Source organism: Sediminitomix flava (assembly GCF_003149185.1).
Classification (GTDB): domain Bacteria; phylum Bacteroidota; class Bacteroidia; order Cytophagales; family Flammeovirgaceae; genus Sediminitomix; species Sediminitomix flava.
The window spans coordinates 131,485-156,034 of record NZ_QGDO01000008.1 but is presented as its reverse complement, the minus strand read 5'-3'; the positions used below and the strand labels follow the sequence as shown (position 1 = coordinate 156,034).

The following is a 24,550-nucleotide window of genomic DNA, read 5'->3' as shown; positions in this document are numbered from 1 at the left end:
ATATCACTATCCTTAGCGTTTTTCTAAGGATTAAGTAATGAAAGTAAGAGTCTCAGACTCGTCTTTAGAAAACATTTATTTCAACAGACACTAATGCTCATGATACAGTTCGTAGAATGCTTTGCTATTTCTACAAACAGTATTTCGAAGTGTAGTATGAATAAATTTTTTGAATCATGACATCACAGATTAAACAAATAGACGTAAGACTTTTTAATGTTCCACTTCCTGAAGTGCTTTCTGATGCAAAACACGGCGATCATACACACTTTGAGCTAGTGACTTCAACAATCACGCTTGAAGATGGAAGTCAAGGAACAGGATATACATATACTGGAGGGAAAGGTGGTCATGCGATAAAAGCAATGATTGAGCATGATATCGTTCCTGCCCTTATAGGAAAAGATGCGAGCCAAATTGATGAAATCTATGATTTCTTAGAGTGGCATATGCATTATGTAGGAAGAGGAGGAATCGTTTCTTTTGCTGTTTCAACTATTGATATTGCACTTTGGGATATCAAAGGGAAAAAAGAAGGATTGCCACTTTGGAAAATGGCTGGAGGAGCTTCCAACAGTTGTAAGGCATATTGTGGAGGGATTGATTTACAATTCCCATTAGAAAAATTACTGGGTAATATCAAAGGATATTTAGAGGCTGGTTTCAATGCTGTCAAAATCAAAATTGGTAGAGACATTTTGGAAGAGGATATCGAGCGTATCAAAGCTGTACGTGAGTTCATCGGGCCAGATATTACTTTTATGGTAGATGCCAATTACTCAATGTCAGTTGAAAAAGCAATTAAAGCAGCAAAGGCATTTGAGCAGTATGATATCACTTGGTTTGAAGAACCAACTATTCCAGACAATTATAAAGGATTTGCAGAGATTGCAGATGCCACAGGTATACCATTGGCAATGGGAGAAAACTTACATACAATTCATGAATTTGAATATGCTTTTGAGCAAGCTAAGCTTTCATTCATTCAACCAGATGCATCAAACTGTGGAGGAATTACGGGTTGGTTAAAAGCTGCAGAACTTTCAAGAAAATACAATACGCCAGTTTGTTCACACGGTATGCAAGAACTACACGTAAGCTTAGTTTCTGCCCAATCGAACAGCGGCTGGCTGGAAGTACATAGTTTCCCTATCGATGAATATACGACAAGACCTTTGGTGGTTGAAAACTTCAGAGCTATTGCCTCTGATGAACCAGGAGTAGGAGTCACTTTTGATTGGGAGAAACTAGTACCTCATGAAGTTTTATCATTTACACCAAACGATATGAGCCATGCTTAATACAGAAACCATAGAAAAACGAATTTTTGGAGAATTTGAGGGCGTACAAATAGATCAGTACATTCTAAGGAATTCGAATGGAATGCAAGTAAAAGTAATTACTTACGGTGCTTGTGTATCTTCCATTTTACTACCTAAAAATTCGGATGAATACGCAGATGTTGTGTGTGGTTTCGAGGGTATGGAAGGATATCTGTCAGATGCTTATAAAACAAATGCACCTTACTTTGGGTGTACAGTAGGAAGGTTTTCTTCAAGAATTAAAGATGGGAAATTCACTCTTGAAGGAAAGGATTACCAGTTGGATACAAATGATGGGCCAAATCATTTGCATGGTGGCATAAATGCTTTCGACAAAAGAATTTGGAATGCAAAAGTGGAAGGAAATGTCCTAGTCATGCAGATAAACAGTGCTGATGGCGATGGCGGTTTTCCCGGAAATGTCGATTTGAATGTGAGTTTTGAATTGACAGAAGAAAATGCTTTGAAAGTGAGCTATTATGCAACTACGGATAAAGCAACGCCACTTTCATTTACAAATCATTCTTATTTCAATCTTTCGGGTTTTGATACCGATATCAAGCAAACGAAAGCACAAATTTTGGCCAATAAATTCTTAAAGCCAGACGAAACCAATGTGCCTGTTGGTGAGACGGTTGAAGTAAGCGGGAGAATAGATGATTTGAGAGAAGGTAAAGTATTGGGAGATACTTTCAAAGAACTAGAAACAGGCTTCGAACATTACTATGTTTTTGATCAGCAAGAAGGCTTGAATAAAGTTGCAGTATTTGAAGATTCTCAAAGTGGGAGAAGTCTAACAATACTCACCGACGAGCCCGGAATGCTTTTTTATACAGGTTATTTCACTTCAAATGAGCTGAAAAGAGAAACAGGTCAGCAATACGGTCAGTATAGAGGATTCTGTTGTGAGGCACATCGCTACCCAAATGGGCCTAACATTTCGGGAGCTCCAATAGCGATTACTACTCCAGATCAGCCGTACGAAAGTGAAACCGTTTATCAGTTTACATTTTAGTGATTTCTAAACCTTAGAACTATGATAGAAGGAATTATTTGGGCAATTGCAGCAGGTGTTATGCTAGGTTTATACGCATTGCCAGAGAAGTACGCAAAAGATTTTGAGTTTGAAAATACGTGGGCATTGTTTTTTGCCATCAACTGTTTTCTAATTCCCAATGTAGCTGCTTTCGGATTGATTGAAGGCTTTGGTGATATTTTATTAGCTATTCCAACACCAGTATTGATTGGAATGGGAATCTCAAGTTTTCTTTGGGGAATTGGTGTGATGATGTGGGGGAAAGCCATTAATCATATTGGATTATCCCTCGGTTTTTCACTTTTTATCGGGACGATTATTTTAGTAGGATCTCTCATTCCATTTATGATCGACGGTCTGCCTGCTACTCCTGTATTTGTAACGATAATGATTGGGATTTTTGTTGTTCTGATGGGAGTAATCAATAATGGTAGAGCAGGAATCATTCGTCAGAAAGATGAAGGGAGTCAAGAAAGTGAGAAAAAAGGTTCAATGACCACAGGGATTCTGATTGCAGTAATCGGTGGACTTTTGGCAACAGGATTTAGCTATGCAAACACAGTGGGAGGAAGCATCATTCATGAAGCTTGTTTGAAAATGGGTAATCCTGAGTGGGTAAGTGCAATTGCAGTAATGTATATTATTTATATGGCTGGTGGTATTGCTATCGCATTGTATTTTGGGCAACAATTGACCGCTAAAGGGCTTTGGGGGCGTTTTAAAACACCAAATCTTTTAAGAAATACAGCACTTACCACTGTGATGGGAATTTTTAACTTCACAGCTTCAGCAGCTTTCGCTTATGCCGCTTTCCAATTGGGAAGTAACGGAGGAACAGTTGGTTATGCGATATTCAATACGGTTTCAGTTGCAGTAGCTATTGTGAGTGGTTTGCTCACTCGCGAATGGGTAAATGCTTCTACAAAAGCAAAAGGTGCATTATATGTCGGCTTGAGCTGTATGATTATTGGGATTTGCATCGTTGCTATTGGTAATGGCTTAGCTTAAAAGAAAACAAACAACATTATTTTTTAAACAAGAAAGAAAATGAAATCAACAATATTCAACACAATAGTAGCAGCGGGTTTAGGCGTGTTAGCCGCATGTAACCCTTCTGCAAAAGAAGAAATAGCAAAAGGAGATATCTCTGCAAATGAGATTTCGGAAGAAAAACTAGACTTTTTAGGAATTACAGATAAAGACCATTTAAGTGCTGCTTCTAAAAGGGCTTTGGCTTGGTCAGATGATTTGACCAATGAATGGTTTGGTGAATTCACTGTTCATGATTTGAAAGGAGATTTAGCCTATGAAGAAGGCGTGGTAAGAAGAGACCCGAGTGCGCTAATCAAAGTAGACGGTAAATACTTTGTTTGGTATTCGAAAAGTGTGGGGAAAACGGATGGTTTTGCGGGTGATATCGAAAACGAAAAAGTATTTCCTTGGGACAGATGTGACATTTGGTATGCAACTTCGGAAGACGGTTGGACTTGGAAAGAAGAAGGAATTGCAGTGGCTAGAGGTGAAAAGGGAGCTTACGATGATCGATCAGTTTTTACGACTGAAATCATGGTGCATGATGGTGTGTATTATTTGTGTTATCAGACTGTAAAATCACCATACAATGTACGAGTTAAAAATCAGGTTGGCTTGGCTTGGTCAAATTCGCCTTACGGTCCTTGGACAAAAAGTGAAGAACCAATCTTAAGCCCTGCGGATAATGGAATTTGGAAAGGGGATGAAGACAATAGATTCTTGGTAGAAAAGAAAGGAGACTTTGATAGTCATAAAGTTCACGACCCTTGTATCATTCCATACAATGGAAAGTTTTATCTCTATTACAAAGGAGAACAAATGGGTGAGGCGATTACGTTTGGCGGGCGTCAAATCAGACATGGTGTAGCGATCGCGGATAATCCTAAAGGACCATATATTAAGTCGAAATATAATCCTATCTCAAATAGCGGACATGAAATCTGTGTTTGGCCTCATAAAGACGGAATCGCCTCACTCATTACAACCGATGGACCTGAAAAGAATACGGTTCAACTCTCAAAAGATGGAATCAACTTTGAGATTGCCTCCGTCATTCCGGGCGCACCTCATGCAATTGGTCTGAACAGAACTTTAGATACGGAAGAGCCATTCGCCATTTTTGAATGGGGGTTGACGCATAAGTATCACAATTATGATTGGCAATACATTCGTCGATTCCAAGGGAAAAGAAAAACGACGCATGTAGCCAAAGGCGAGGTAAAAAATAAAGAAGCTAGCGATGCTAGTGATCAATCAAAGTAACACCTAGTTCTAAGTGGTTAAGGCTGATGTGTAAAGATGAATAGTCCTTGGTCTGTATCTGGCCAAGGCTATCACAGCCTTACAATTTGAAAATTTTGAAAAGGGAGGTAGTGATGAAATCATTATTTTTAAGTGTCTTATTAGGTTTAAGTGCAACATTTGCAATTGCACAAGATTGGAAAGATATACCTGTAGCAGCCAATGCGGGTACAGGGAAAGTTTGGGAATTACAGACCAATGTATCCGACGATTTTAATTATACTTTCGATGCCTCGAATGATAAGACCAATTTTGGTCCGAATGATATGTGGTATAATTTCTATCATAATCATTGGGATGGCCCTGGTACAACCTATTGGAAATACAACCACGTTTCTGTTGAAGGTGGAGATTTGATTTTGAAATCATCTCGATTTGATAAAAATAATCAACCTAATCCACAATATCCATACGCAAATGGATTACCAGCTTATAAGATGAATAAAACGGAGGGTGGTGTAAATGCAGGTTGCATTACCTCTAATCAAAAGGTTGTTTATCCTGTTTATGTAGAAACGAGCTTGAGTGTTGCAAACATCGCTTTAGCATCCTGTTTTTGGTTGTTAAGCCCCGATGATACACAAGAAATTGATATCATTGAAAACTATGGTGACGTAGACTATTTCAAACAATTTACACATATTTCACATCACTCATTTATCAGAAATCCATTTCACGATTACCAACCTCGTGATCGAAATAGTTGGTGGCCAGATAGTAGAGTTAATACAAACTATGGATGGGGAGATTGGTGTTGGAATGATGGAGATCGAAGATACTTCCGTTTGGCTGTAAACTGGATTTCTCCTAATCATTTCGAATATTATATTGATGGGAAATTAGTACGTGTATTGTATGAAAATGCGATTGCAACAGATATACATGGTACTTGGGAATATACTTATTACAACGATATTCATCCAGAGGGGGCAAAAGACGAATTTGGATCAAACATAGGAGGGATGCCTACGAGTACGAACGGTTATTCAGATATAACAATTCATGCAAGGGAGTCTAGTTATTCTTTTGAAACGCTCAAAGCTACAAGTGAGGCATCAAATGGAATTAATGTGATAGATCCAGGCAATTATCAGAATGGAACAGGTTTTACGAAAGAGTTGGATATTATTGTCAATATCGAATCTCAAAGTTGGTTGGTGAGCAGCGGACAAACACCTTCTGATGACGATTTAAGTGATCCAAACAAACAAGAATTGAGAGTAAACTGGATTAGAGCTTATAAGCCTGTTGCAGCAACTATTACCGAAATAGGTTTCTCAGAATCAGATGTAGAATTAAATGTTGGAGAATCTTATACACTTTCTCCACAAATAAGTCCTACTGAATTATCAGGTATAGGAGTTGATTATATTTCCAATGATCCAACAATTGCTACAGTTGACCAAAACGGTAAAGTTACAGGTCTTGCTGAAGGAGAGGCTGTCATAACCGCATCAGTTGGAGATATTAAAGCAACAATAAATGTTCGTGTGACAAAGACAATTACAGATTCGGATGAACTAGGAAGTAGCAAGATCAAACTAAGTCCAAATCCAGCTTCAGGAGAAGTGAATATTTTGGGTTTACCGCTTCGGGAGTTTGAACTACGTTTGATAGACATTCATGGGAAAACGTATATAAGGCAGCATTTAAAAAATCAGTCTTCATATCAACTACACTTGGGGGAAATTCCTTCAGGTGTTTACTTCATTCATCTGAAAAGTGGAAAATTTAGTACGGTAAGAAAGTTGATCGTTAGCTGATGATAGAAAAGTAAGTTATAAAGTCCTCTAATCAAATAGAGGACTTTATCATTGTAAATATCTATTCTCATAAAAGGTTTTATATGAAGATTATTTATAAAGGTATATGTTGCTTGTTTTTTCTTTTTTTGACTATCCATGTAAATGCTCAAGAAAAGCCTAATATCATACTTATCATATCTGATGATGCGGGTTACGCAGACTTTGGATTTCAAGGGAGTAAAGAATTTAAGACACCAAACTTAGATAAGTTAGCAACTCAAGGTATCGTCTTTGAACAGGCTTACGTCACAGCGGCTGTTTGTGGTCCTTCAAGAGCAGGAATTCTTACAGGTAGGTATCAGCAAAGATTTGGCTTTGAGGAAAATAATGTTCCAGGAATCATGGAGAATTATAATCTCCCTGATGATGAAATGGGTTTACCTCTTGAAGAGAAAACTATGGCTAACTATATGAAAAGTTTAGGATATAGAACAGCATTATTCGGCAAATGGCATCAGGGAAATGCAGATCAGTTTCACCCTACAAAAAGAGGTTTTGAAACCTTCTATGGTTTTAGAGGAGGAGCGAGAAGTTACTATGAATACAACGAAGCACATCCTACAAAAAAGACGGAAGATTTTCTTGAGAAAGGATTCAAAAATTACGGAGAGACCGATGAGTATTTAACTTATACCTTTGCAAATGCAGCTAACGATTTTATAAAAAAAGATGATGAAGCCCCTTTTTTCATCATTTTATCATTTAATGCGGTTCATTCTCCTATGGATGCGTTAAAAGAAGACCTTGGTCAATTTCCAAAACTATCTGGAAAAAGGAAAAAACTTGCTGCTATGACACTTGCTATGGATAAAGCATGTGGTTCTGTATTTGAAACTATTGAATCATTAGGAATCGAGGAAAACACATTAATCGTATTTACCAATGATAATGGCGGACCTACAGATTCAAATGCATCCTCAAATAAACCTTTGAGTGGAACAAAGGCCAATCATTTGGAAGGAGGCATTAGAGTTCCTTTTATAATGAAATACAAAGGAGTCCTTTCAGAGGGCGAAAGGTATACCTACCCAATCAGTACTTTAGACCTATTACCAACCTTTTATCAACTTGGAAAAGGGGATTTAAATCAGCTATCAAATATTGATGGTGTCAATTTGATACCTTATCTGAAAGGTGAGCTCAATGAAAGACCACATCAATCCCTTTTTTGGAAAAAAGAAAATAGAGCAGCTATAAGAGATGGAGATTGGAAACTGTTACGATTTCCAGATAGACCTGCTGAATTATACTATCTTCCAAATGACCAGTCTGAACAAAATAATCTAGCGAGTAAGTATCCTCAAAAAGTACAGAAACTCTATAAACGTCTATTTGAGTGGGAGTTGACATTGGCAAGACCTAGGTGGCAACTAAAGAGGAAATATGAGGGAAAGGCAATGGAGAGAATGGATAAGTATCGATTAATGGAAAAAGAAAACTAAAATAACCATGGCAAAATTTAGTAGAATAGAAGTCGTTACCAAAATGAAAAAAACAGTGATAGTACCTGTTTTTTTCAATGCAGATGTACTTCAAAGTCTAGCCTTTATGAAAACGGTTTATGAGGCAGGAGTAAGGGTTTTTGAATTCACAAACAGAGCTGAGTTTGCTCATGAACTATTTGCTGAGTTGATCAAAAAAGCTAGAATAGAAATGCCTGATTTGGCTATAGGTATAGGCTCTATTGTAGATGCACATACTGCTGCAATTTTCATTCAAAATGGGGCAGATTTTATTGTTTCTCCATTATTTAATGATGAAATCGGGAAATTGTGTAACCGAAGAAAAATTGCATGGTTTCCAGGTTGTAGTACGGTTTCTGAAGTTTCCGACGCACATGAATTAGGAGCAGAGGTTGTTAAGATTTTTCCAGCGAATGCCTTCGATGCCATCAATTTTATCAAAGGAATTAAAGCACCTATGCCTTGGACAGACGTAATGCCAACGGGAGGCGTAAAACCTACAATTGAGGATTTGACGAAGTGGTTAGATGTAGGCGTAAGTTGTGTCGGGATTGGAAGTAATTTAGTCATAAAAGACCAAGAGGGAAATTGGGATTATGATTCAATTTTCAATTTAGTTTCTACTTTGACCACTTTTGTTGAATCTTACCGAAAAGAGGAATACCCAGTGCTCTAACCATAAAAACTAGCTAAATGAATAAACCAAAGATTATCACTTTCGGAGAAATATTGATTCGACTTTCTCCCCCTTCTAATAAGCGTTTTTCTCAAAGCCCCACACTTGAAATCCATTATGGCGGAGCTGAAGGGAATGTTGCGGCAAGCCTTTCTAAATTTGGATTGAATGTAGAAATGGTATCTGCTCTTCCTCATCATGAATATGCGGATGAAGCCATTAAATTTTTGAAAGGACATAATGTAGGAACAAAGTATATCTTGAGACAAGAAGGTCGAATGGGGGTGTATTTTGTGGAAGGGGCCAATATGCACAGAGGAGGGAAAGTAATTTATGATCGAACAGAGAGTTGTTTTACAAATTTACAGCTTGAAGATTTAGATTGGGATGAAATTTTTGAAGGGGCAACATGGTTTCATTGGAGTGGAATCACTCCAGCAGTTTCTGAAAATGCAGCTTTATTATGTGAGCAAGCAATTTTGAAAGCCAATGAAATGGGGCTACAAGTTTCTATGGACTACAATTTCAGAGCTAAACTTTGGAAGTGGGGAAAGTCTGATACTGAAGTAATGCCCAAGCTGATGAAAGGCTGTCATGTGATGTCTGGAATTCATCCCGATTTTGATGTACTTAAAGAAGAAATTCCAGATGAAGAATTTGCGAAGTCTGCTGATAAATTGATGTCAGAAAATCCAAAATGTAAAATTGTTGTTTTTTCCTCTAGAGGGGTGTATTCAGCAAGTCATCATACTTGGCAGGGCGTCCTTTACGATGGTAAAAAAGTTTATCGTAGTACAAAATATGAGCTTACCCACATTGTGGATCGAGTTGGCGGTGGAGATGCTTTTATGGCAGGGATAATTTATGGTTTAAATACCTCTGAAAACCTCCAAGAAGTGATAGACTTTGCGACAGCTTCCTCTACGTTAAAACATGGTATTGAGGGAGACTTCAATGATGTTGCTTTAGAAGAGGTTTATCAGCTTATGCAAGCAGAGGGCGGTGCTAAGGTTTCTAGGTGATTTAAAATATTTCTCTAAAAAAAAATGGGTCTATCTTAATTCAAAGCTAGACCCATTTTTCATTTACTTTGCTAACTGTTTTTGCTGATTTTCTTTCTCAATACGAGCTCTTTGTTTTGCACTCAAACCTTGCTTAAAATAGGTTTCTGGTTTGTGATATACTTGGTGGCCTTTCATTTGAGGGTCATGAATATCTCTACTCAAATCACAGTCAAAACGAACGAGCATAGAATGTTTTTTTCCTCTTTCGCCCATGCCAATAAAGTGTGATAAACCCCAAGTAATTCCTCTACCATCTTTAGTATTGGTAAAAGCATCTGGCACATGAGGTCCTGCAGCAATAGGCATTAATTCTGTAATAGATGCTATTTCGAAGTTAACCCAATCCTCTGCATATTGAATGGTATTATGTTCTGGTCCATCTTTATATACAAGAGCTGCAACCCCATTTTTATAAGGAAAAAGCGTAGTTTCATGACCCGAAGTAACCACAGGGTTTAATGGATGTTTTGTAAATGGCCCTAGTGGATTATCAGCTGTCGCGAGTCCTTGCATACGCACTAAATGAGGTCTTTTGTTGAAATCAGACTTGTAGTATAAGTAGATTTTCCCGTCATGAACAAGTGGGTATGGGTCATGAATTGAATATTGATCCCATTCACCCTCTGCTCCGTTTGGAATCACAATTTTGTTATATGGAGTCCAAGGACCATTTGGAGAATCTGCATAAGATACGGCTACGGGGCAGTCATCTCCGCGTTTACCACTGGCTTCCATAAACCCTTGATAGTACAAATAATATTTGCCTTCCCATTCCAATATATCAGTTGTAGTAACTGAACGCCATCCAACTAGTGGCTTTTCTGGTCTTTTGATCGCGACACCTTGCTCTTCCCATGTAAATCCATCTTCAGAAGTAGCGTACCAAATTTCTGATAAATCCCAATCAGAAGATGGGATAGTGTCGTTGCAATTGTCAGCACCTCTTGGAGGGGTAGAGGTATTTCGATAAGTATACCAAACATAGTATTTTCCATCATGGAAAATTACTTTTGAAGGGTCTCTTCGAGTAATGGTACCATCATGTCCGTGATAATCAAAACCTTTGAGCTTTGTGTATTTAAACTGACTGAATAGCTCATTGTCTTGTGGTTGAGGGGCTTCATAATCTGTATAGATTCTTTCCATTGCCGCACTCATTTCTCTATTCGGCTTTTCATCTGGTAGGATAAAAGGAAAGCCTTTTTGCTCTGTTTTTTGAGCTTCTACTTGGCAAGCTTGTAAGGTTGCAGTAATCGCTAATATGCTCCAAAATCTTTTCATTATACGTATTGTTTAAGGTTTTTATAGCACGCTAGAAGATGGATTACCAAGAAAACTTATAGACAGTTTGGCTGTGGTAATCATCATTTGGTTCTAATATTTTATGGTAAAAGTTTTTCTGATTTATCGCATCTGGAAAATGCTGTGTTTCTAAACAGAATGCAGTTCTTCTGTCATCGGTTTTTCCTGATTTTAAAGTGTTATAGCTTTTTAAAAAGTTAGCAGTATAAAATTGAACTCCTGGCAGGTCACTGAAAACATCCATTTGTATTCCTGATTGGTCACCTACAATACTCGCTACTTTTGTGATCGTATTTTTATCATCAGAGCTAACGACAAAATTGTGGTCGTAGCCATTCCCATATTTGAGCTGAATATTTTCATCGTCGATTCTTTGACCTATGGCATGAAAACTACGAAAATCGAATGCAGTATTTTCTACTTTTAGTTGATAACCTAAAGGAATTTGATTCTCATTAATTGGTGTGAATTCTTTAGCGTTTAGCTGTAATTGATGTTTCAGTACATCGCCACTTCCTTCTCCATTCAAATTAAAAAAGGAATGATTGGTGAAATTTATGGGAGTAGCTTTATCTGTGGATGCCTTGTAAACTATACTTAATTCATTGTTTGAATTTAAGGTATAAGTGATTTCTACTGTCAAGTTTCCAGGAAATCCTTCAGCTAAATGCTTTTCTGTGTAATTCAACTTTATGTGATTACTACTTTTCTCATTGATTTCCCATACAACATCATGGAAGCCTTTCAAACCACCATGAATACTGTTTTTCCCATTATTTATTGGCAATTGATAGCTTTGACCTTCCAATTCAAATTGACCTTCAGCAATGCGATTAGCGTAGCGACCGATACTTGCACCAAAGTATTTTTGTTTGGTATTTAAGTAATCTTGAATGGAAGCAAATCCCAAGACAACATCTGTCTCTATTCCTCTTTTGTCGGGTACTTGAAGTCCGACAATTCTAGCACCATAATTTGTGATGGCGACTTTCATCCCATTTTCATTTTTGAGAAAATGTAAAAGAGTTTTCTTGCCATTAACTTCTGTTTTAAAATGCTCAGGATTGAGCCAAGTTGCTCTTTTCATATAAGCAAAAAATAGAAATGGCAATAGCAGATATATGAACTTGGGATACCTTTTCATCATGATCTTTTAGTAAATATCTCTTGATTGGATAAGAATACTTTGAGGCTCAAATCCATCTGCCTTAGCGGTAATCTTAATTTCTCCAGATTCTTTGGTAGATTGTATAATCGCTAATCCTCGACCTTTTGATGTGGTGAGTTCGTCACTCTGGAAATCTTGAATATTTGTCCAAGCACCATTATCTACGCCTAGAAGTTTGGCATTCCCTTCTATCTCAAATTCGATATTTACATTCTCCGTTTTTACAGGAATTCCATTTGCATCTATTAGTTGGGCAACAAGATGAGAAACATCATAGGCATCTGCGATAAGCTCTTTTTGATCTGCTGTGAGTCTAATTTGTGAAGCTTTTGATGTCGTTTGAAGCTTGGCTACTTTTTCTTCTTGACCTAGTCTCGCTTTTGCTACAAGTTCACCTTCTTCAAAGGGAACAACCCAACGCATTAGTCGATCAGGACTTTCTGACATACTTCTGAAACCTTGTGATTTTCCATTGAGGAATAGCTCAACAGTAGCGTAATTTGAACATACTTCAACCAAAATGGAGTCACCTTTTTCATAGTTCCAATGCATATTAGAATCTCTCCATTTATAGGCTCCTTTATTTTTTGCAACAGCAAATCCAGAAAGTGGATGAGCTCTAAATCCAGATTGATTGAGTGGGAGAGTACCGATTGAAACATGAGGTTGATCTGCCCAAATACTTTTGAAGTAATTCCAACCTTGTACTTCAAACCCCGCTAAATCAAGCATATCTCCCCAAGCACTTTTTTCGGGCCATTTAGCATGCCTTTCTCCCATATAATCAATTCCAGTCCACATAAACATGCTGAAAACTCCTGGGTTTTCAAGAACTTGTTTCCAATCATTCCAAGTACCAGGACATTCATTTGTTGTCACCTGTTTGTGTGGGAAATGTTTCTGTGCCCATGGAAAAATGACATTTCGATAACTATACCCTGGAATGTCTACGGCATCTGCATACCCACTAATGTGGCTAACTTGGGGGATAATTAGATTGGCAGTCGTTGGTCTTGTCGTATCTAATTCTTTTACCCATCCGTTCACTTTTTGGGCGGTATTCGCCAAGATAAAATCTCCTTTTTCCCAATTTTCGTATCTGTTTTTGAGTTCTTCAGGAGAGTATATAGGAAGTTTACCGAAGAACCCTGAATTTTTAGTCGGATTTTCGTAATCGGTATAAAAACCTGTAATATAACGGTAATGCAGATAAGTCCATTCGATTTCATTCCCGATACTCCATTGAAAAACAGAAGGGTGATTCCGATCCCTCAGAATAGTACGGGTAAGATCGTATTTTCCCCATTCTTGGAAGTGTTCTGTATATCCTCTAGTGATATAGTCTTTTACTCGATCGTGAAGGTTATGACGTTTGTCTTTTGGATAGTCCAGTTCGTCAAAGATTTCATTCTGAACTAAGAAACCCATCTCATCACAAAGGTCTAAGAATTCTTCTGAGAAAGGATTATGAGAAGTACGAATGGCATTTACACCCGCCATTTTTAATTTCTCCAGTCGTCTTCTCCAAACACCTTTAGGAACTGCAGCTCCTACAAGTCCTCCGTCATGGTGTAAACAAACTCCTTTTACAAGTGTTGATTTTCCGTTTAGGAAGAAACCTTCCCCAATTTTGAATTCCAAACTGCGTATGCCGAATGGCGTCGTATATTCGTCAACAACTTTTCCATTTTGTTTAATAGTTGTAATGGCTTTATAGAGATACGGTTTTTCAGTATCCCAAAGTAAAGGTTGCTTTACGACTAACTGTTGGGCTACGGTTTTTGAATCTTTTGCTTTTAAATCAACGTCTTTTGTAGTTTGAGCGACTTCTAATCCATTTTGATCAAGTATGGTAGTTTGAAGTTCAAAATTCACTAATTCAGTATTCTGATTAGTGATTTTTATATCAACTTCAATGCTTGCCTTTTCATTGCTGACCTCAGGTGTTCTGATAAATGTACCCCATATTGGGATATGTAATTTATCAACTGAGATCAGTTTTACATTTCGATAAATTCCACTACCTGTATACCAACGACTGTCTGCATATCTGGAATGATCTACATGAACTGTAAGTACATTTTCGCTACCATCTCTTTTTAGCGTTTCTGTCAGGTCGAAGTATGTAGGAGAGTAACCGTAAGGATTTTGACCAAGTAATTTTCCATTTAACCAGAATGTAGCATTGTTATACACACCATCAAAAAGTATAAACGTACTTTTATCTGTTGGATTAACAGGTGTTGGAAAATGCTTTTGGTACACCCCAACACCTCCTGGTAAATAACCTGTACAGCCTTCCAAAGTAGAGTCAAAAGAAGCTTCCACACTCCAATCATGAGGTAATCGGATATCTCTCCAATTGTGATCATCTAAAGGTGTTTTCGTAAGCTTGGTGGTATCCTCTAGTAATGTAAATTTCCAACCAAAGTTGAAGTCAGACTCTCTTTGGAGAGTCTGATTTTCTTTTTGACAGGAAACCCAAAAGAAGCAGTTTAATAGCCCGATGAGTAAAAATCTTATCTGCATATTATTTATCTTATAAAAAAAAGAGCAGAATTTATTGAACTACAACTCGTTGATAGTAAACATTATCTTCACTTTCAATAGTGATTAGATACATCCCCGAAAAACGAAAAGTTGATCGTGGGATTGAATGAGCCAAACTCATCTTTGAGTTGTATGGGAGTAAACTTCCTGTCAAGTCATATATTTTGATATTCGATACTTTTTCAGTCTTGACCTTTAGTGAAGTATTTTCTAATGGATTTGGAAAAACTCTAAAGCTCGATTTAGAAGTATCAGTATTTAAAGGCGTTTCAGGTTCTGGATCAGGCGTTGGATCCGGATCTGGTTCGGGGTCGGGATCAGTTGGATTTGAAGGATTAGGGTCAGGTGCATCGGTATCAATTTCCCCACCTATTACAGGATTAACTCCAGGAATCCATGGCGTTAGTCCGTATTCGTATGCTCCGATATCTGGTGCATTTCCTACAAAGCCATCAGTATAACCTTCAATAACCTCTCCTTTATCAATTAAATAACTCGTAACAGAAGGGCGGAAGTCATGGTTTTCAACTGATGCAAATGGATTTTGGTCAGAGATGATATTTGTTTCATCATTAATATCTGTTCCGATGAATTCAAGAATACTAGCATAGTTATTTTTCAATACGACATCATCAAGGGTAAACCCATTTTCCCAACGTCCCATTCCTTCTTCAACTTCATAAATACTATTGTTATAAATGTCAATATTCCAATTGTCCCAGTTTAATTGAATACCAGACCAAGTAATGTTCCAAACGACATTGTGATGTACTGAATAACCCTTACTGTGATTATCTAGGTAGATTCCTGCTGCACGTCCATCTGCGTAGTCTGGACCTTCAGAATCATGGAACCAGTTGTGATGAATTTCTACATTTTTATCGTCTGCATTTCCAACAGTATAATAGACTCCACCATCATTGTTGATACGCATACAATCAGAAACATCATTATAGGCTATTTCACAATTGTTTGCACCGTTATAAATACCATCTCTACCAGTCGTCTCAATTGTATTTCCATAAATTCGACTATTTGTAGCTGCATTTCTAATTGGAGAGGCATGAATACCAACTGTGTTTGTATTTCTTATGTAGTTGTTATTGATATCTACTTGCGTAGAACCACCCCAACCAGCAACATAAATTCCATTTAAAGAGCTACCATCGATGGTATTTTGAGTAATGATATTGTCAACTCCTCTTACAAAAATAGCACCTTCAGCTACTTGTGCTCCTGTATTATCAAGTCTGTCTAAAGTTTCTAAACCATGCTTGATTTCCATATTCTTTAGAATACACTTGTTGGCTTTAACTTCAACTCTACCACCAAAGACTTTTAATCCATCGATATGAACATAAGATTTTCCGATGTCAATGGCTTTATCTCTTGCTGACACTTCTACTTTTAGGGTAGAAGGATCAACATTTCCTGGTGCTTGGAAATAGACTGAACCGTTTTCGTAGAACCATTCACGTTCGTAATCTAAGGCATCCAAAACGCCCATTAAGTAAAAACGTCCACGATTGTTATTTCTGAATACTGTTGGATTGTGAGGATCAAAAGGCCATTTTGTGATATCAACCTCGGTGAATGTAATCATGGAAGTTGTACTAGCTGTAATTTCTCTTGTCCAACTTGCTCCCGAGTGAGCACCCAAATACCAGATTAATCCGCCTACCCAACTATGCTCAGGTAGATTTTTTCCTAAAACAGTTGAAGCACTTCCGCTTTCAACATCCCAAGCATCAATTGTATAAACATCATCATCCGTATTGTTAGGCCAACGGGCATAATCCATTGGTTTGTCATCACAAAATACCATATTCTGACGCCCCAATTTCATTGCATAATTGGCTTTGTAGATATTTCCTTCGTGCTGTTCCCAAGTATCTATAATTTCAGTAGCGGAGATTAAAACTTCTTCATTATTGTAATTTGTATAAACGATAGGATTACCATCTTGTCCAGCACTTTTAGGAATGATCGTTTCACGATAGGTACCTTCCATAATAAAGCACGTATCGCCAGCTGTAAGCATTGAAGAAGCTTTTGCGATGCTCAAAAAAGGTTCAGATTCTGTTCCTGCATTGCTATCATTCCCAGACTTTGATACATAGTAATTTGTGGCTAAAGCCGTTGATATTTGTGCTAAAAATATGCTTAGTATAAATATTATCTTTTTCATAATTCTGATTTTTAAAAATAGATAAAGAGGTGTTTATCAAATCTTTTTTGGTTTTTCACCAGCACTAGCTTTGTCCAAAAAGGATTGTCGTTTTTTCTCTTCTTTCAATACATTTGCAGCATGGGGATCATACCATTTTGCTTTTACTGTTCCTATGCTCCACTCTTCATACAGTCTGACAAGTTCGTTTACTTTATTAGGGAATTTATCAGCTAAATTAGACTGCTCGTATGGATCATTTTCTAGATCAAAAAGGAGGTGTTTTAACTTGTAGCCTGAGTAGACCAGTTTATAATCTCCATGTCTGACAGCGTATCCTGCTCCATCGGAATAGCGCCAAAAATGTGTTTTATGTGGTGCTTTTCTTTTCTTATTGTTGAGATAGGGAATAAGACTCACTCCATCTAATTCTTTATTTGGAGGCTCTACACCAGAAGCATCTACGAGTGTTGGAAAAACGTCCAAAGCAGTTATAAAATGCTCAAACTTTTTTCCGCCTTCAATTCCTTTTGGCCATGAAATAAGGAAAGGAACTCGAATTCCACCTTCAAAAAGCATCCCTTTATGTCCTCTGAAAGGGAAAGAGCTAGCTCCATTGGTATGTGCTCCGTTATCGCTGTAAAAGATGATTATGGTGTTTTCGTACTCACCAGTTTCCTTTAGTTTCTCAACGACCTTTTGAATCCCTTGATCCATTCCAACCACCATCGCAGCATAAGCAGCTCTATGTCCATCTTCTATATGGGCAACTTCATCAAAGTATTTTTTAGGAGCTTGAATTGGACTGTGTGGCGCATTATATGCCAAGTACATAAAAAATGGTTTTTCAGACTGACTGTATTTCTCAATGTATTTACTTGCAGCATTTGAGAAGTCATCCGTTAGATAGCTTAGTTTTTCTTGAGCTACGATTTCACCATTTTGGAGGACACCAGAATTTTTAGCTTTGTTTTTGTTCAGTCTGCCCCAGTAATCGTTCCCTCCACCGTAAAAGCCAAACCAATCATCAAAGCCTCTGTTGTTTGGCCAAAATTTTTCATGATCACCCAAATGCCATTTTCCAATAGCACAAGTTTGATATCCTTGTGTTTCGAAGTGTTCTGACATCAGAAGTTCTTCAAGGGGGAGACCATCTGTTTCTTTCACTTTTTGGTATGGGATGTTGTTTTCATGTCCAAAACGTTGCTGATATCGTCCACTTAGTAAGCCAGCTCTACTTGGACTACAATATGGATGACTTGCATATCCTTGAGTAAAAACAATTCCTTCTTCAGCTAGAGCATCCAATTGAGGTGTTGGAATATCGGAGCCATTGAATCCTACATCGCCCCAACCTTGATCGTCTGAAACTATAATCAGAATATTTGGGCTCGTATTTTTAGTCTTTTTTGAAGAAGTTTGAGCATGAATGAAAAATGGATAAAGCAGACAAATCCAAAGTAAATATCTTTTTTTCATTGCTATTTCTTTTAGGGGAAAGGCATTGAAGAAAGAGAGAGCTGTTTTCCATCAATGCCTTTATGTCAATTATTTTAAAGCGCCATGTCTTTTAATTGAATCTGAATGGATGCTGATTCAAGGCCTTCAGCGCTAGCTTTTAACTTGAATGATTCTTTTGCGCCTTTATCAACTTTCAGAATTGCGAGAGCCATACCGCTAAACACTTCCATCTGATCTCCTTGAAGAGGCGTAAGAGATGCGGCATTTCCGTTTCCTACACCTGCAATTTTACCTTTTCCTTCTATCTCAAATTTGATGTTGTTATTTGCTTTGTAGCAAAGGTTTCCCTCTTTGTCTACCACTTTCACAGTGATGTAAGACAAGTCTTTATTATCAGAAGCGATTAGCGTACGATCGGCTTCGAGTTCGATATGATGAGCTTTTCCAGCAGTACTAATCTCTTTTTCAACTATGGCTTTTCCATCTTTGTAAGCAATCACTTTGATGGTTCCTGCTTGGTAAGGAACGTCCCAACTTAATCTGTATTTAGACATCAATGGTTTATCGGATTTCCAGAAACGGTGAATCATTGGGATAGGAGTAAGGTCAACTCCTTTTACTTTTTTACCATATGATTTTCCGTTTACGAAAAGCTCAACCTCATCACAATTTGTAAAGGCATGAACAGGAATGATTTCTCCTTCTTTTCCTTCCCAATTCCAATGAGGTAATACATGAACCATTGGCTTTTCAGTCCACTGGCTTTGGTATAGGAAATAACGGTCTTTAGGGAAACCACACAGATCGGCAGCACCAAAATAAGAAGAGTGAGAAGGCCAATCACCGTTCCAATAGCCATTTGTAGAATTATCTCTACCACCATAAGGAGTTGGCTCTCCCAAATAGTCAAAACCTGTCCAGATAAATTCGCCTAAAACGCGTGGATTTTCAGCTAACATATCAAAGTCTAGATCGGGAGGAGAAGACCAAACAGGGCCAATAAGATCATAGCTAGTTACTTGAAGTGATTCGTGCTTTTTATAGGTTTCGATAGGGAAATGATAAACCCCTCTTGAACTCGTGCATGAAGAAGTTTCAGAACCATAAATAATCCAATCAGGATGCTGTTCTAAAATCTCTTTATATTTCATTGGCTTGTAGTTGAAGCCCGGAATATCTACTTCATGTGCTAGTTTATTAATGACAGATGCAGGGTAATAATTAAAACCAGCAGTTACAGGACGAGAGGTATCTTCATCTTTTGTTATACGTGCAAGTCTTCTAGTTTCTTTCCATCCATCTTTAGATGATTGTTCTAAAATCTCATTACCGATACTCCACATAATAATTGATGGATGATTTCGGTCTCTTCGAATCATATCACGTAGGTCTCTTTCGCTCCATTCGTCATAAAATTTATTATAACCATTTTCAACTTTAGCCTTTCGCCAACAGTCAAAAGCTTCATCGATCACCAAAAGCCCCATTTCATCACAAAGGTTTAGTAAGGTTTTTGATGGTGGATTATGACTTGTTCTGATGGCATTTACACCCATATCTTTCATAATCTGTAACTGACGTTCTTTAGCTCTACGATTAACGGCAGCTCCAAGAGGACCTTGATCATGATGTAAACAAACTCCTTGAAATCTGACTTTTTCTCCATTCAATCGAAAGCCTTGATCTGCTGAAAATGAAATTTCTCGAATACCAAAAGTTGATTCTTCAAAGTCGAGTAATTTCTGTCCATTTTTGATTCTGCTAATGGCTTTATATAAATGCGGATTTTTTAAGTCCCAGAGTTCAGTGTCTTGTATTTCAGTTACTTGCTCTACAACCGACTCTGAATTTGCACTTATCTCAATTACAGTATTTTGACTCGATACCTGTTCTCCTTTCTGGTTTAGAATGACTGTTTCTAAAGTAAACTTCACAGCTTGCTCAGAAGTATTTTTCACTTCTGTTTTAATATTTACTGTAGATTTTTCTTTTGAAACTTGTGGGGTCGTGATGAAAGTACCATCGAAAGCAATATGAACAGGTTCTTTGTATTCGAACCAAACATCACGATAAATTCCGGCACCAGGATACCAACGTGTACTCAAATCTTCTGGAGCACACTTTACGGCAATAGTATTTTCTTGACCAAATTTAAGATATGGCGTCATATCCAATTGAAATCCAATATATCCGTAAGGTCTTTCGCCTATCTTTTGACCATTTATCCAAACTTCAGCACGATTCATAACTCCTTCAAAATGGACAAATGCTTTCTTCCCTTCAAGCTGATTTGGAACATTGAATTTCTTTCGATACCAACCAATTCCATGAAACGGTAATCCTCCGCTTCTTGCATTGTATTTTTCATCAAAAGGACCCTCAATTGCCCAATCATGAGGTAAGTCGAGTTGTCTCCACGAAGAATCATCGAATTCAGCTTTCATGCCATTCGCTTTTTCTCCTTTTGAAAATTTCCAGTTTTCATTGAAACTACTTTCTTCAAGGATAATAATGTCTTCTTTGGGTGCTTGCTTACTACAAGCCCAAATACCGATGAGCAAAAGCAGCGCGATGTATTTTATTTTCATTGTAGTATGGTCTATTGGTTGATGTTAGAGGAATTTTATTTTGGAAGATTAGCTTGTTTTTTCTCCATTTCAGCACTGGATTCATTGGTGAATCTTTCAACTAAAGGCTGTCCTTTATCTCGAGCTAATCTGATTTGTTTAGCCCAAACCTTTCGCATTTCTTCAAGCTTTAATTGGTATTCTGAACTGTTTGCTAGATTGGTACTTTCCGAAGGGTCTTTATCAAGGTGATATAATTCTTCATACACAGCTTTTTCACCTGCTAAAGGTTCTTCGGCATAGCTTCGGTAAATCGATATTTCTTTGTCAGTCATCCCGTATAATGCTCTATTGACATTCAAACCCAAGTCTTTGGTGTATTTTATGCGTTTTGAAGCTGAAAAATTTTCGTTTTTATAATAGCGAATGTATTTCCATTCCTTGTCTTGAACAGCTTCACAACGAGGGTTCCCAAATTGTGTTGACCAAAGATTTTCTGTGAAAACATACTTTCTTATTTCAGTTTCCTCTGTCAATAATTGAGAAAGGTCTTTTCCTTGAAAAGATGCTGGAACGCTGACTCCTGCTTTAGCCAAAAGTGTTGGTGCAATATCAATACTTTGTACAAGCGCATCTGATCTTTTGATGCGTTTACGTTTTGGTAGCCTAGGGTCCATGATAATCATCGGGACGTGTGTACAGTATTCATAGAGTAGAGCTTTACCGCCAAGACCGAATTGTCCCATGAGTAGTCCGTGATCTGAAGTGAAAACAATGATGGTATTTTTATCCACTTTCATTTCTTTCAATTTATCACGGAGTTTACCTACCAATTGATCAATTCCAGTCATGGCTTGGTATTGCCTGATTAGACGTTCCTTGGTACTTTCTGGCTCATTTACGTAATCATAGATGGTCTGACGATCTTCGACATGATGAATGTCTAGCGGTATTTTAGAGTTTTGAATATCTTTTTTTGCAATGTAGTTTTCAGCTAAAGGAATTTCTTGATCTCTATAAAGTGATTTATAGATTTCAGAATCACTCTCTCTCATCTGCATGCTTTCTGTGCCTGCACCATGAGGTAAGTTGAAACATATGTTGAGTAAGAAGGGCTGATCATTTGGTCTTTTATCTAAAAACTTAATTGCCTTTTCTAGTTTAAATTCATTGTTGTCTAAGGCATCAAGAGCTGCTTCTCCTACAACTTCTATTTGTGTATCTTCTTCTGCATCAGAGAATATTTTATGTCGTTCTTTTGGGTAAAAACCAAGATGTCGATGCCCTGCATACCAATAGTCAAACGACTTTTCTAAGATTCCAGATTTGTAGCCATTTTTTCCTACAGGAGAGTGGTTTTTACCTACGTAGGCAGTGAAATAACCTGCTTTACGTAGTTGCATTGGGTAAGAATTTTGCCAAGCTTCTTCGGCTACGGCAGTACCCGCATTGAAATTTACACCATGTTTTCTCTCGTATTGAGATAAAAGAATAGAGACTCTACTAGGCATACAAATAGGACTTGTGATATGCGAATTAGTGAAGAGTGTTCCTTCATCGGCGAGTTTATCGAGGTTGGGAGTTTGAACTACAGGGTTTCCTGTTACTCCCATATAGCCATAAGGTTGATCGTCTGTAAGAATAAAAATGAAGTTAGGTCGATCATCTTTTTCTTGTGCCAATAAACTTGTCAAAGGAAGAAAGAAAATGCTAAGTATATATATTAATCTTTTCATAGCTGTTTGGTTGGAGTTTGTATGCTTTGGAAAAATGTGCTCTTATTTAGCTGTCAGTTTAGCTTCTTCTACATAGGTATAATATGCACCTTGAATATTTCCTTCTGCTGTTTCAAAATATGCACTCATTACATTTTCACCTTTGGGTACATCGACTGAGAATGTAACTTCTTTACTTCCTTCGACTACTTCTTCTTCCCAAACTTGATCTCCAACTTTTAGGAAAGCCTTTTTAAAGTTGAATATTTTTCCCTTTTGAAGGATATAATCCTTTGCTTGCGTTTCTAATCTTTCAGCAGACTCATTTAAAGCAAGGTCAGATTCTATTGGCCATCTTCTCAAGGATATTTTATAACGAGATGCTTTAGTGAAATCTACTCTCCATTCTCCATTACCTTTAGTCCCTTTTCGAATCATTTGGTGATTCCAAGGGATTCTCTGTTCTTCCGAAACGTGCCAATCATGTGCGGTTAGTACCGAGATAGCTTCTTGTTTAGTCCCTAATTTGATGTAAGGGAATTGACTGAAGCTTTTCTTTTGATCTTCCCAATTAGTTTCATACGCTTTTCTTAATCTTTTTACCATACCAGAATGCTCTGCTGCTATGTCATTAGATTGAGAAGGATCTTGTTTGATGTTATAGAGTTCTTTGCCGTTTATCAATCGCCACTCTTTGGTCATGGTATAAGAGTTGCGCCATTTTTCAGGGTATTCTAGTCTTTGAGAATCCCCAATTAATATTCTGTCTTTTATTTCTTCCTTGCCTTTAATTGCTTCTGATAAATCATCGCCATCAAAATTTATTGTAGTTTGTTCTAAATTACATAAACCTATTAGAGTGGGAAGAATGTCGATGTGTGCAGTCAATGCATCAATATCTCTGCCTGTATCTATTTTACCGTCTTTCCAATGGATGTAGAATGGCACTCGATGACCACCATCATAGGCACTTCCTTTTTTACCTCTCATATTGGCATTAAAACCATTTTTTAGCTCTGAGCCTTTGAATGCCGCACCATATGCTGTTCCGTTGTCGGTCATATAAATCAAAATGGTATTGTCAGCGATTTTCCAATCTTCGAGTTGATTTCTTAAAGCTCCAAGGTTATCATCTATGTTGGTGATCATCCCATAAAATTTTGCTCGATCTTTAGCTACTCCATTTTCTAAGTATGGTTGAGCGTATTCCATTGGAACATTTAGAGGGCCATGTGGTGCATTGGTTGAGATGTAACAGAAAAATGGCTGCTTGTTATCCTTATTTTTTTCTATGAAAGAGAGCGCTTCTTTAAACCACACATCTGTGCAATAACCATTTACTTCTTCTTCTTTTCCATTTCTGAGGTAGACATCATCGAAATAGTCATTATTCCAATAATCTGGAGTTTGTCCAACTCCACCAGCGCCATGCGTAAGTACTTCTTGAAATCCTCTGAATTGAGGAGAATAAGGATAGTTGTCTCCTAAATGCCATTTACCAAAAAGACCAGTGGCATAACCATTGTCTCGAAATACATTTGCCATTGTCTTTTCTTGTTCATAAAGTATTGATCGTCCCATTACCGTATGCCAAACCCCAACACGATTAGGGTATTTTCCTGTCATTATTCCAGCCCTTGAGGGAGCACAGGTAGGACTTACATGAAAGTTGCTGAGTCGAGTACTTTCTTGAAATAGTTGATCGATATTGGGAGTGGAAACAACTTTATTTCCATGAGCAGCTATATCTCCGTAACCTTGATCATCTGTGATAATCAATATAACATTCGGACGATCTTGTTCTTTTTCACAAGAAAACATCATAAACGAATGTAGTCCTAAAAGAAGACCACTAAACAATTGGTGTATATAGTTTTTCATGTTCGATTTTGGTTTATCGACAGATGCTCAAAAAAGTAT

16 protein-coding genes are annotated in these 24,550 nt (G+C 37.5%); 8 read left to right on the top strand and 8 right to left on the bottom strand.

What is annotated here, in order from left to right:
- The first annotated feature begins 176 nt into the window (after positions 1–176).
- The 8 genes from BC781_RS22315 (at position 177) to BC781_RS22280 (ending at position 9,658) form a co-directional block, all read left to right on the top strand.
- Positions 177–1,301, top strand: coding sequence for a mandelate racemase/muconate lactonizing enzyme family protein (locus BC781_RS22315; protein WP_109622147.1), 1,125 nt, complete (start codon positions 177–179; stop codon positions 1,299–1,301).
- Positions 1,294–2,337: an aldose epimerase family protein gene (locus tag BC781_RS22310; protein WP_109622146.1), complete on the top strand. Its 1,044-nt coding sequence runs from the start codon at positions 1,294–1,296 to the stop codon at positions 2,335–2,337. The genes BC781_RS22315 and BC781_RS22310 overlap by 8 nt, the downstream gene beginning before the upstream one ends.
- Before the next feature lie 21 nt (positions 2,338–2,358).
- Complete coding sequence (locus BC781_RS22305) at positions 2,359–3,366, top strand: L-rhamnose/proton symporter RhaT (RefSeq protein ID WP_109622144.1); 1,008 nt, start codon at positions 2,359–2,361, stop codon at positions 3,364–3,366.
- Positions 3,367–3,405: 39 nt separating this feature from the next.
- The gene (locus tag BC781_RS22300) at positions 3,406–4,653 is read left to right on the top strand and encodes a glycoside hydrolase family 117 protein (RefSeq protein WP_109622142.1); all 1,248 of its coding nucleotides are present in this window, start codon (positions 3,406–3,408) and stop codon (positions 4,651–4,653) included.
- 113 nt (positions 4,654–4,766) lie between these two features.
- Positions 4,767–6,455, top strand: a complete 1,689-nt coding sequence (locus BC781_RS22295) for a T9SS type A sorting domain-containing protein (protein ID WP_109622140.1) — start codon at positions 4,767–4,769, stop codon at positions 6,453–6,455.
- Between the two features lie 83 nt (positions 6,456–6,538).
- Positions 6,539–7,939, top strand: coding sequence for a sulfatase-like hydrolase/transferase (locus BC781_RS22290; protein WP_109622137.1), 1,401 nt, complete (start codon positions 6,539–6,541; stop codon positions 7,937–7,939).
- A 7-nt stretch (positions 7,940–7,946) separates the two neighbouring features.
- Positions 7,947–8,636, top strand: a complete 690-nt coding sequence (locus tag BC781_RS22285; protein ID WP_109622135.1) for a bifunctional 4-hydroxy-2-oxoglutarate aldolase/2-dehydro-3-deoxy-phosphogluconate aldolase — start codon at positions 7,947–7,949, stop codon at positions 8,634–8,636.
- Between the two features lie 17 nt (positions 8,637–8,653).
- Positions 8,654–9,658 (top strand): sugar kinase, encoded by a 1,005-nt coding sequence (locus BC781_RS22280; RefSeq protein ID WP_109622133.1) that lies wholly within the window; start codon positions 8,654–8,656, stop codon positions 9,656–9,658.
- 63 nt (positions 9,659–9,721) lie between these two features.
- Here the strand turns inward: BC781_RS22280 and BC781_RS22275 are convergent, their stop codons facing one another.
- The 8 genes from BC781_RS22275 to BC781_RS22240 all read right to left on the bottom strand — a co-directional run bounded on the left by BC781_RS22275 (position 9,722) and on the right by BC781_RS22240 (position 24,511).
- A complete protein-coding gene (locus tag BC781_RS22275; protein ID WP_109622131.1) occupies positions 9,722–10,981 on the bottom strand; it encodes a glycoside hydrolase family 117 protein in 1,260 nt (419 codons plus the stop codon).
- A 43-nt stretch (positions 10,982–11,024) separates the two neighbouring features.
- Complete coding sequence (locus BC781_RS22270; RefSeq protein ID WP_211323942.1) at positions 11,025–12,089, bottom strand: aldose epimerase family protein; 1,065 nt, start codon at positions 12,087–12,089, stop codon at positions 11,025–11,027.
- A 66-nt stretch (positions 12,090–12,155) separates the two neighbouring features.
- Positions 12,156–14,699 (bottom strand): glycoside hydrolase family 2 TIM barrel-domain containing protein, encoded by a 2,544-nt coding sequence (locus tag BC781_RS22265; RefSeq protein WP_109622129.1) that lies wholly within the window; start codon positions 14,697–14,699, stop codon positions 12,156–12,158.
- A gap of 31 nt (positions 14,700–14,730) precedes the next feature.
- Positions 14,731–16,908 carry a T9SS type A sorting domain-containing protein gene (locus tag BC781_RS22260; protein ID WP_109622127.1) on the bottom strand — a complete coding sequence of 726 codons (2,178 nt, stop codon included), beginning with the start codon at positions 16,906–16,908 and terminating at the stop codon, positions 14,731–14,733.
- 36 nt (positions 16,909–16,944) lie between these two features.
- Entirely contained in the window at positions 16,945–18,366 is a 1,422-nt protein-coding gene (locus BC781_RS22255) for a sulfatase family protein (protein ID WP_109622125.1), read from the bottom strand.
- A 74-nt stretch (positions 18,367–18,440) separates the two neighbouring features.
- Complete coding sequence (gene galB / locus BC781_RS22250; RefSeq protein WP_109622123.1) at positions 18,441–20,936, bottom strand: beta-galactosidase GalB; 2,496 nt, start codon at positions 20,934–20,936, stop codon at positions 18,441–18,443.
- 35 nt (positions 20,937–20,971) lie between these two features.
- The gene (locus BC781_RS22245) at positions 20,972–22,651 is read right to left on the bottom strand and encodes a sulfatase-like hydrolase/transferase (protein WP_109622121.1); all 1,680 of its coding nucleotides are present in this window, start codon (positions 22,649–22,651) and stop codon (positions 20,972–20,974) included.
- A 42-nt stretch (positions 22,652–22,693) separates the two neighbouring features.
- On the bottom strand, positions 22,694–24,511 hold the full coding sequence (locus BC781_RS22240) for an arylsulfatase (RefSeq protein WP_109622119.1): 1,818 nt from the start codon (positions 24,509–24,511) through the stop codon (positions 22,694–22,696).
- Positions 24,512–24,550 lie beyond the last annotated feature (39 nt).

What these genes read in the sequence shown, in the direction of transcription:
- BC781_RS22275 (WP_109622131.1), bottom strand. Translation starts at nt 10,981, where the DNA reads ATGAAAAGATTTTGGAGCATATTAGCGATTACTGCAACCTTACAAGCT.
- BC781_RS22260 (WP_109622127.1), bottom strand. Translation starts at nt 16,908, where the DNA reads ATGAAAAAGATAATATTTATACTAAGCATATTTTTAGCACAAATATCA.
- BC781_RS22295 (WP_109622140.1), top strand. Translation starts at nt 4,767, where the DNA reads ATGAAATCATTATTTTTAAGTGTCTTATTAGGTTTAAGTGCAACATTT.
- BC781_RS22300 (WP_109622142.1), top strand. Translation starts at nt 3,406, where the DNA reads ATGAAATCAACAATATTCAACACAATAGTAGCAGCGGGTTTAGGCGTG.
- BC781_RS22240 (WP_109622119.1), bottom strand. Translation starts at nt 24,511, where the DNA reads ATGAAAAACTATATACACCAATTGTTTAGTGGTCTTCTTTTAGGACTA.
- BC781_RS22310 (WP_109622146.1), top strand. Translation starts at nt 1,294, where the DNA reads ATGCTTAATACAGAAACCATAGAAAAACGAATTTTTGGAGAATTTGAG.
- BC781_RS22305 (WP_109622144.1), top strand. Translation starts at nt 2,359, where the DNA reads ATGATAGAAGGAATTATTTGGGCAATTGCAGCAGGTGTTATGCTAGGT.
- BC781_RS22315 (WP_109622147.1), top strand. Translation starts at nt 177, where the DNA reads ATGACATCACAGATTAAACAAATAGACGTAAGACTTTTTAATGTTCCA.
- BC781_RS22280 (WP_109622133.1), top strand. Translation starts at nt 8,654, where the DNA reads ATGAATAAACCAAAGATTATCACTTTCGGAGAAATATTGATTCGACTT.
- BC781_RS22245 (WP_109622121.1), bottom strand. Translation starts at nt 22,651, where the DNA reads ATGAAAAGATTAATATATATACTTAGCATTTTCTTTCTTCCTTTGACA.
- galB (WP_109622123.1), bottom strand. Translation starts at nt 20,936, where the DNA reads ATGAAAATAAAATACATCGCGCTGCTTTTGCTCATCGGTATTTGGGCT.
- BC781_RS22265 (WP_109622129.1), bottom strand. Translation starts at nt 14,699, where the DNA reads ATGCAGATAAGATTTTTACTCATCGGGCTATTAAACTGCTTCTTTTGG.
- BC781_RS22255 (WP_109622125.1), bottom strand. Translation starts at nt 18,366, where the DNA reads ATGAAAAAAAGATATTTACTTTGGATTTGTCTGCTTTATCCATTTTTC.
- BC781_RS22285 (WP_109622135.1), top strand. Translation starts at nt 7,947, where the DNA reads ATGGCAAAATTTAGTAGAATAGAAGTCGTTACCAAAATGAAAAAAACA.
- BC781_RS22290 (WP_109622137.1), top strand. Translation starts at nt 6,539, where the DNA reads ATGAAGATTATTTATAAAGGTATATGTTGCTTGTTTTTTCTTTTTTTG.
- BC781_RS22270 (WP_211323942.1), bottom strand. Translation starts at nt 12,089, where the DNA reads ATGAAAAGAGCAACTTGGCTCAATCCTGAGCATTTTAAAACAGAAGTT.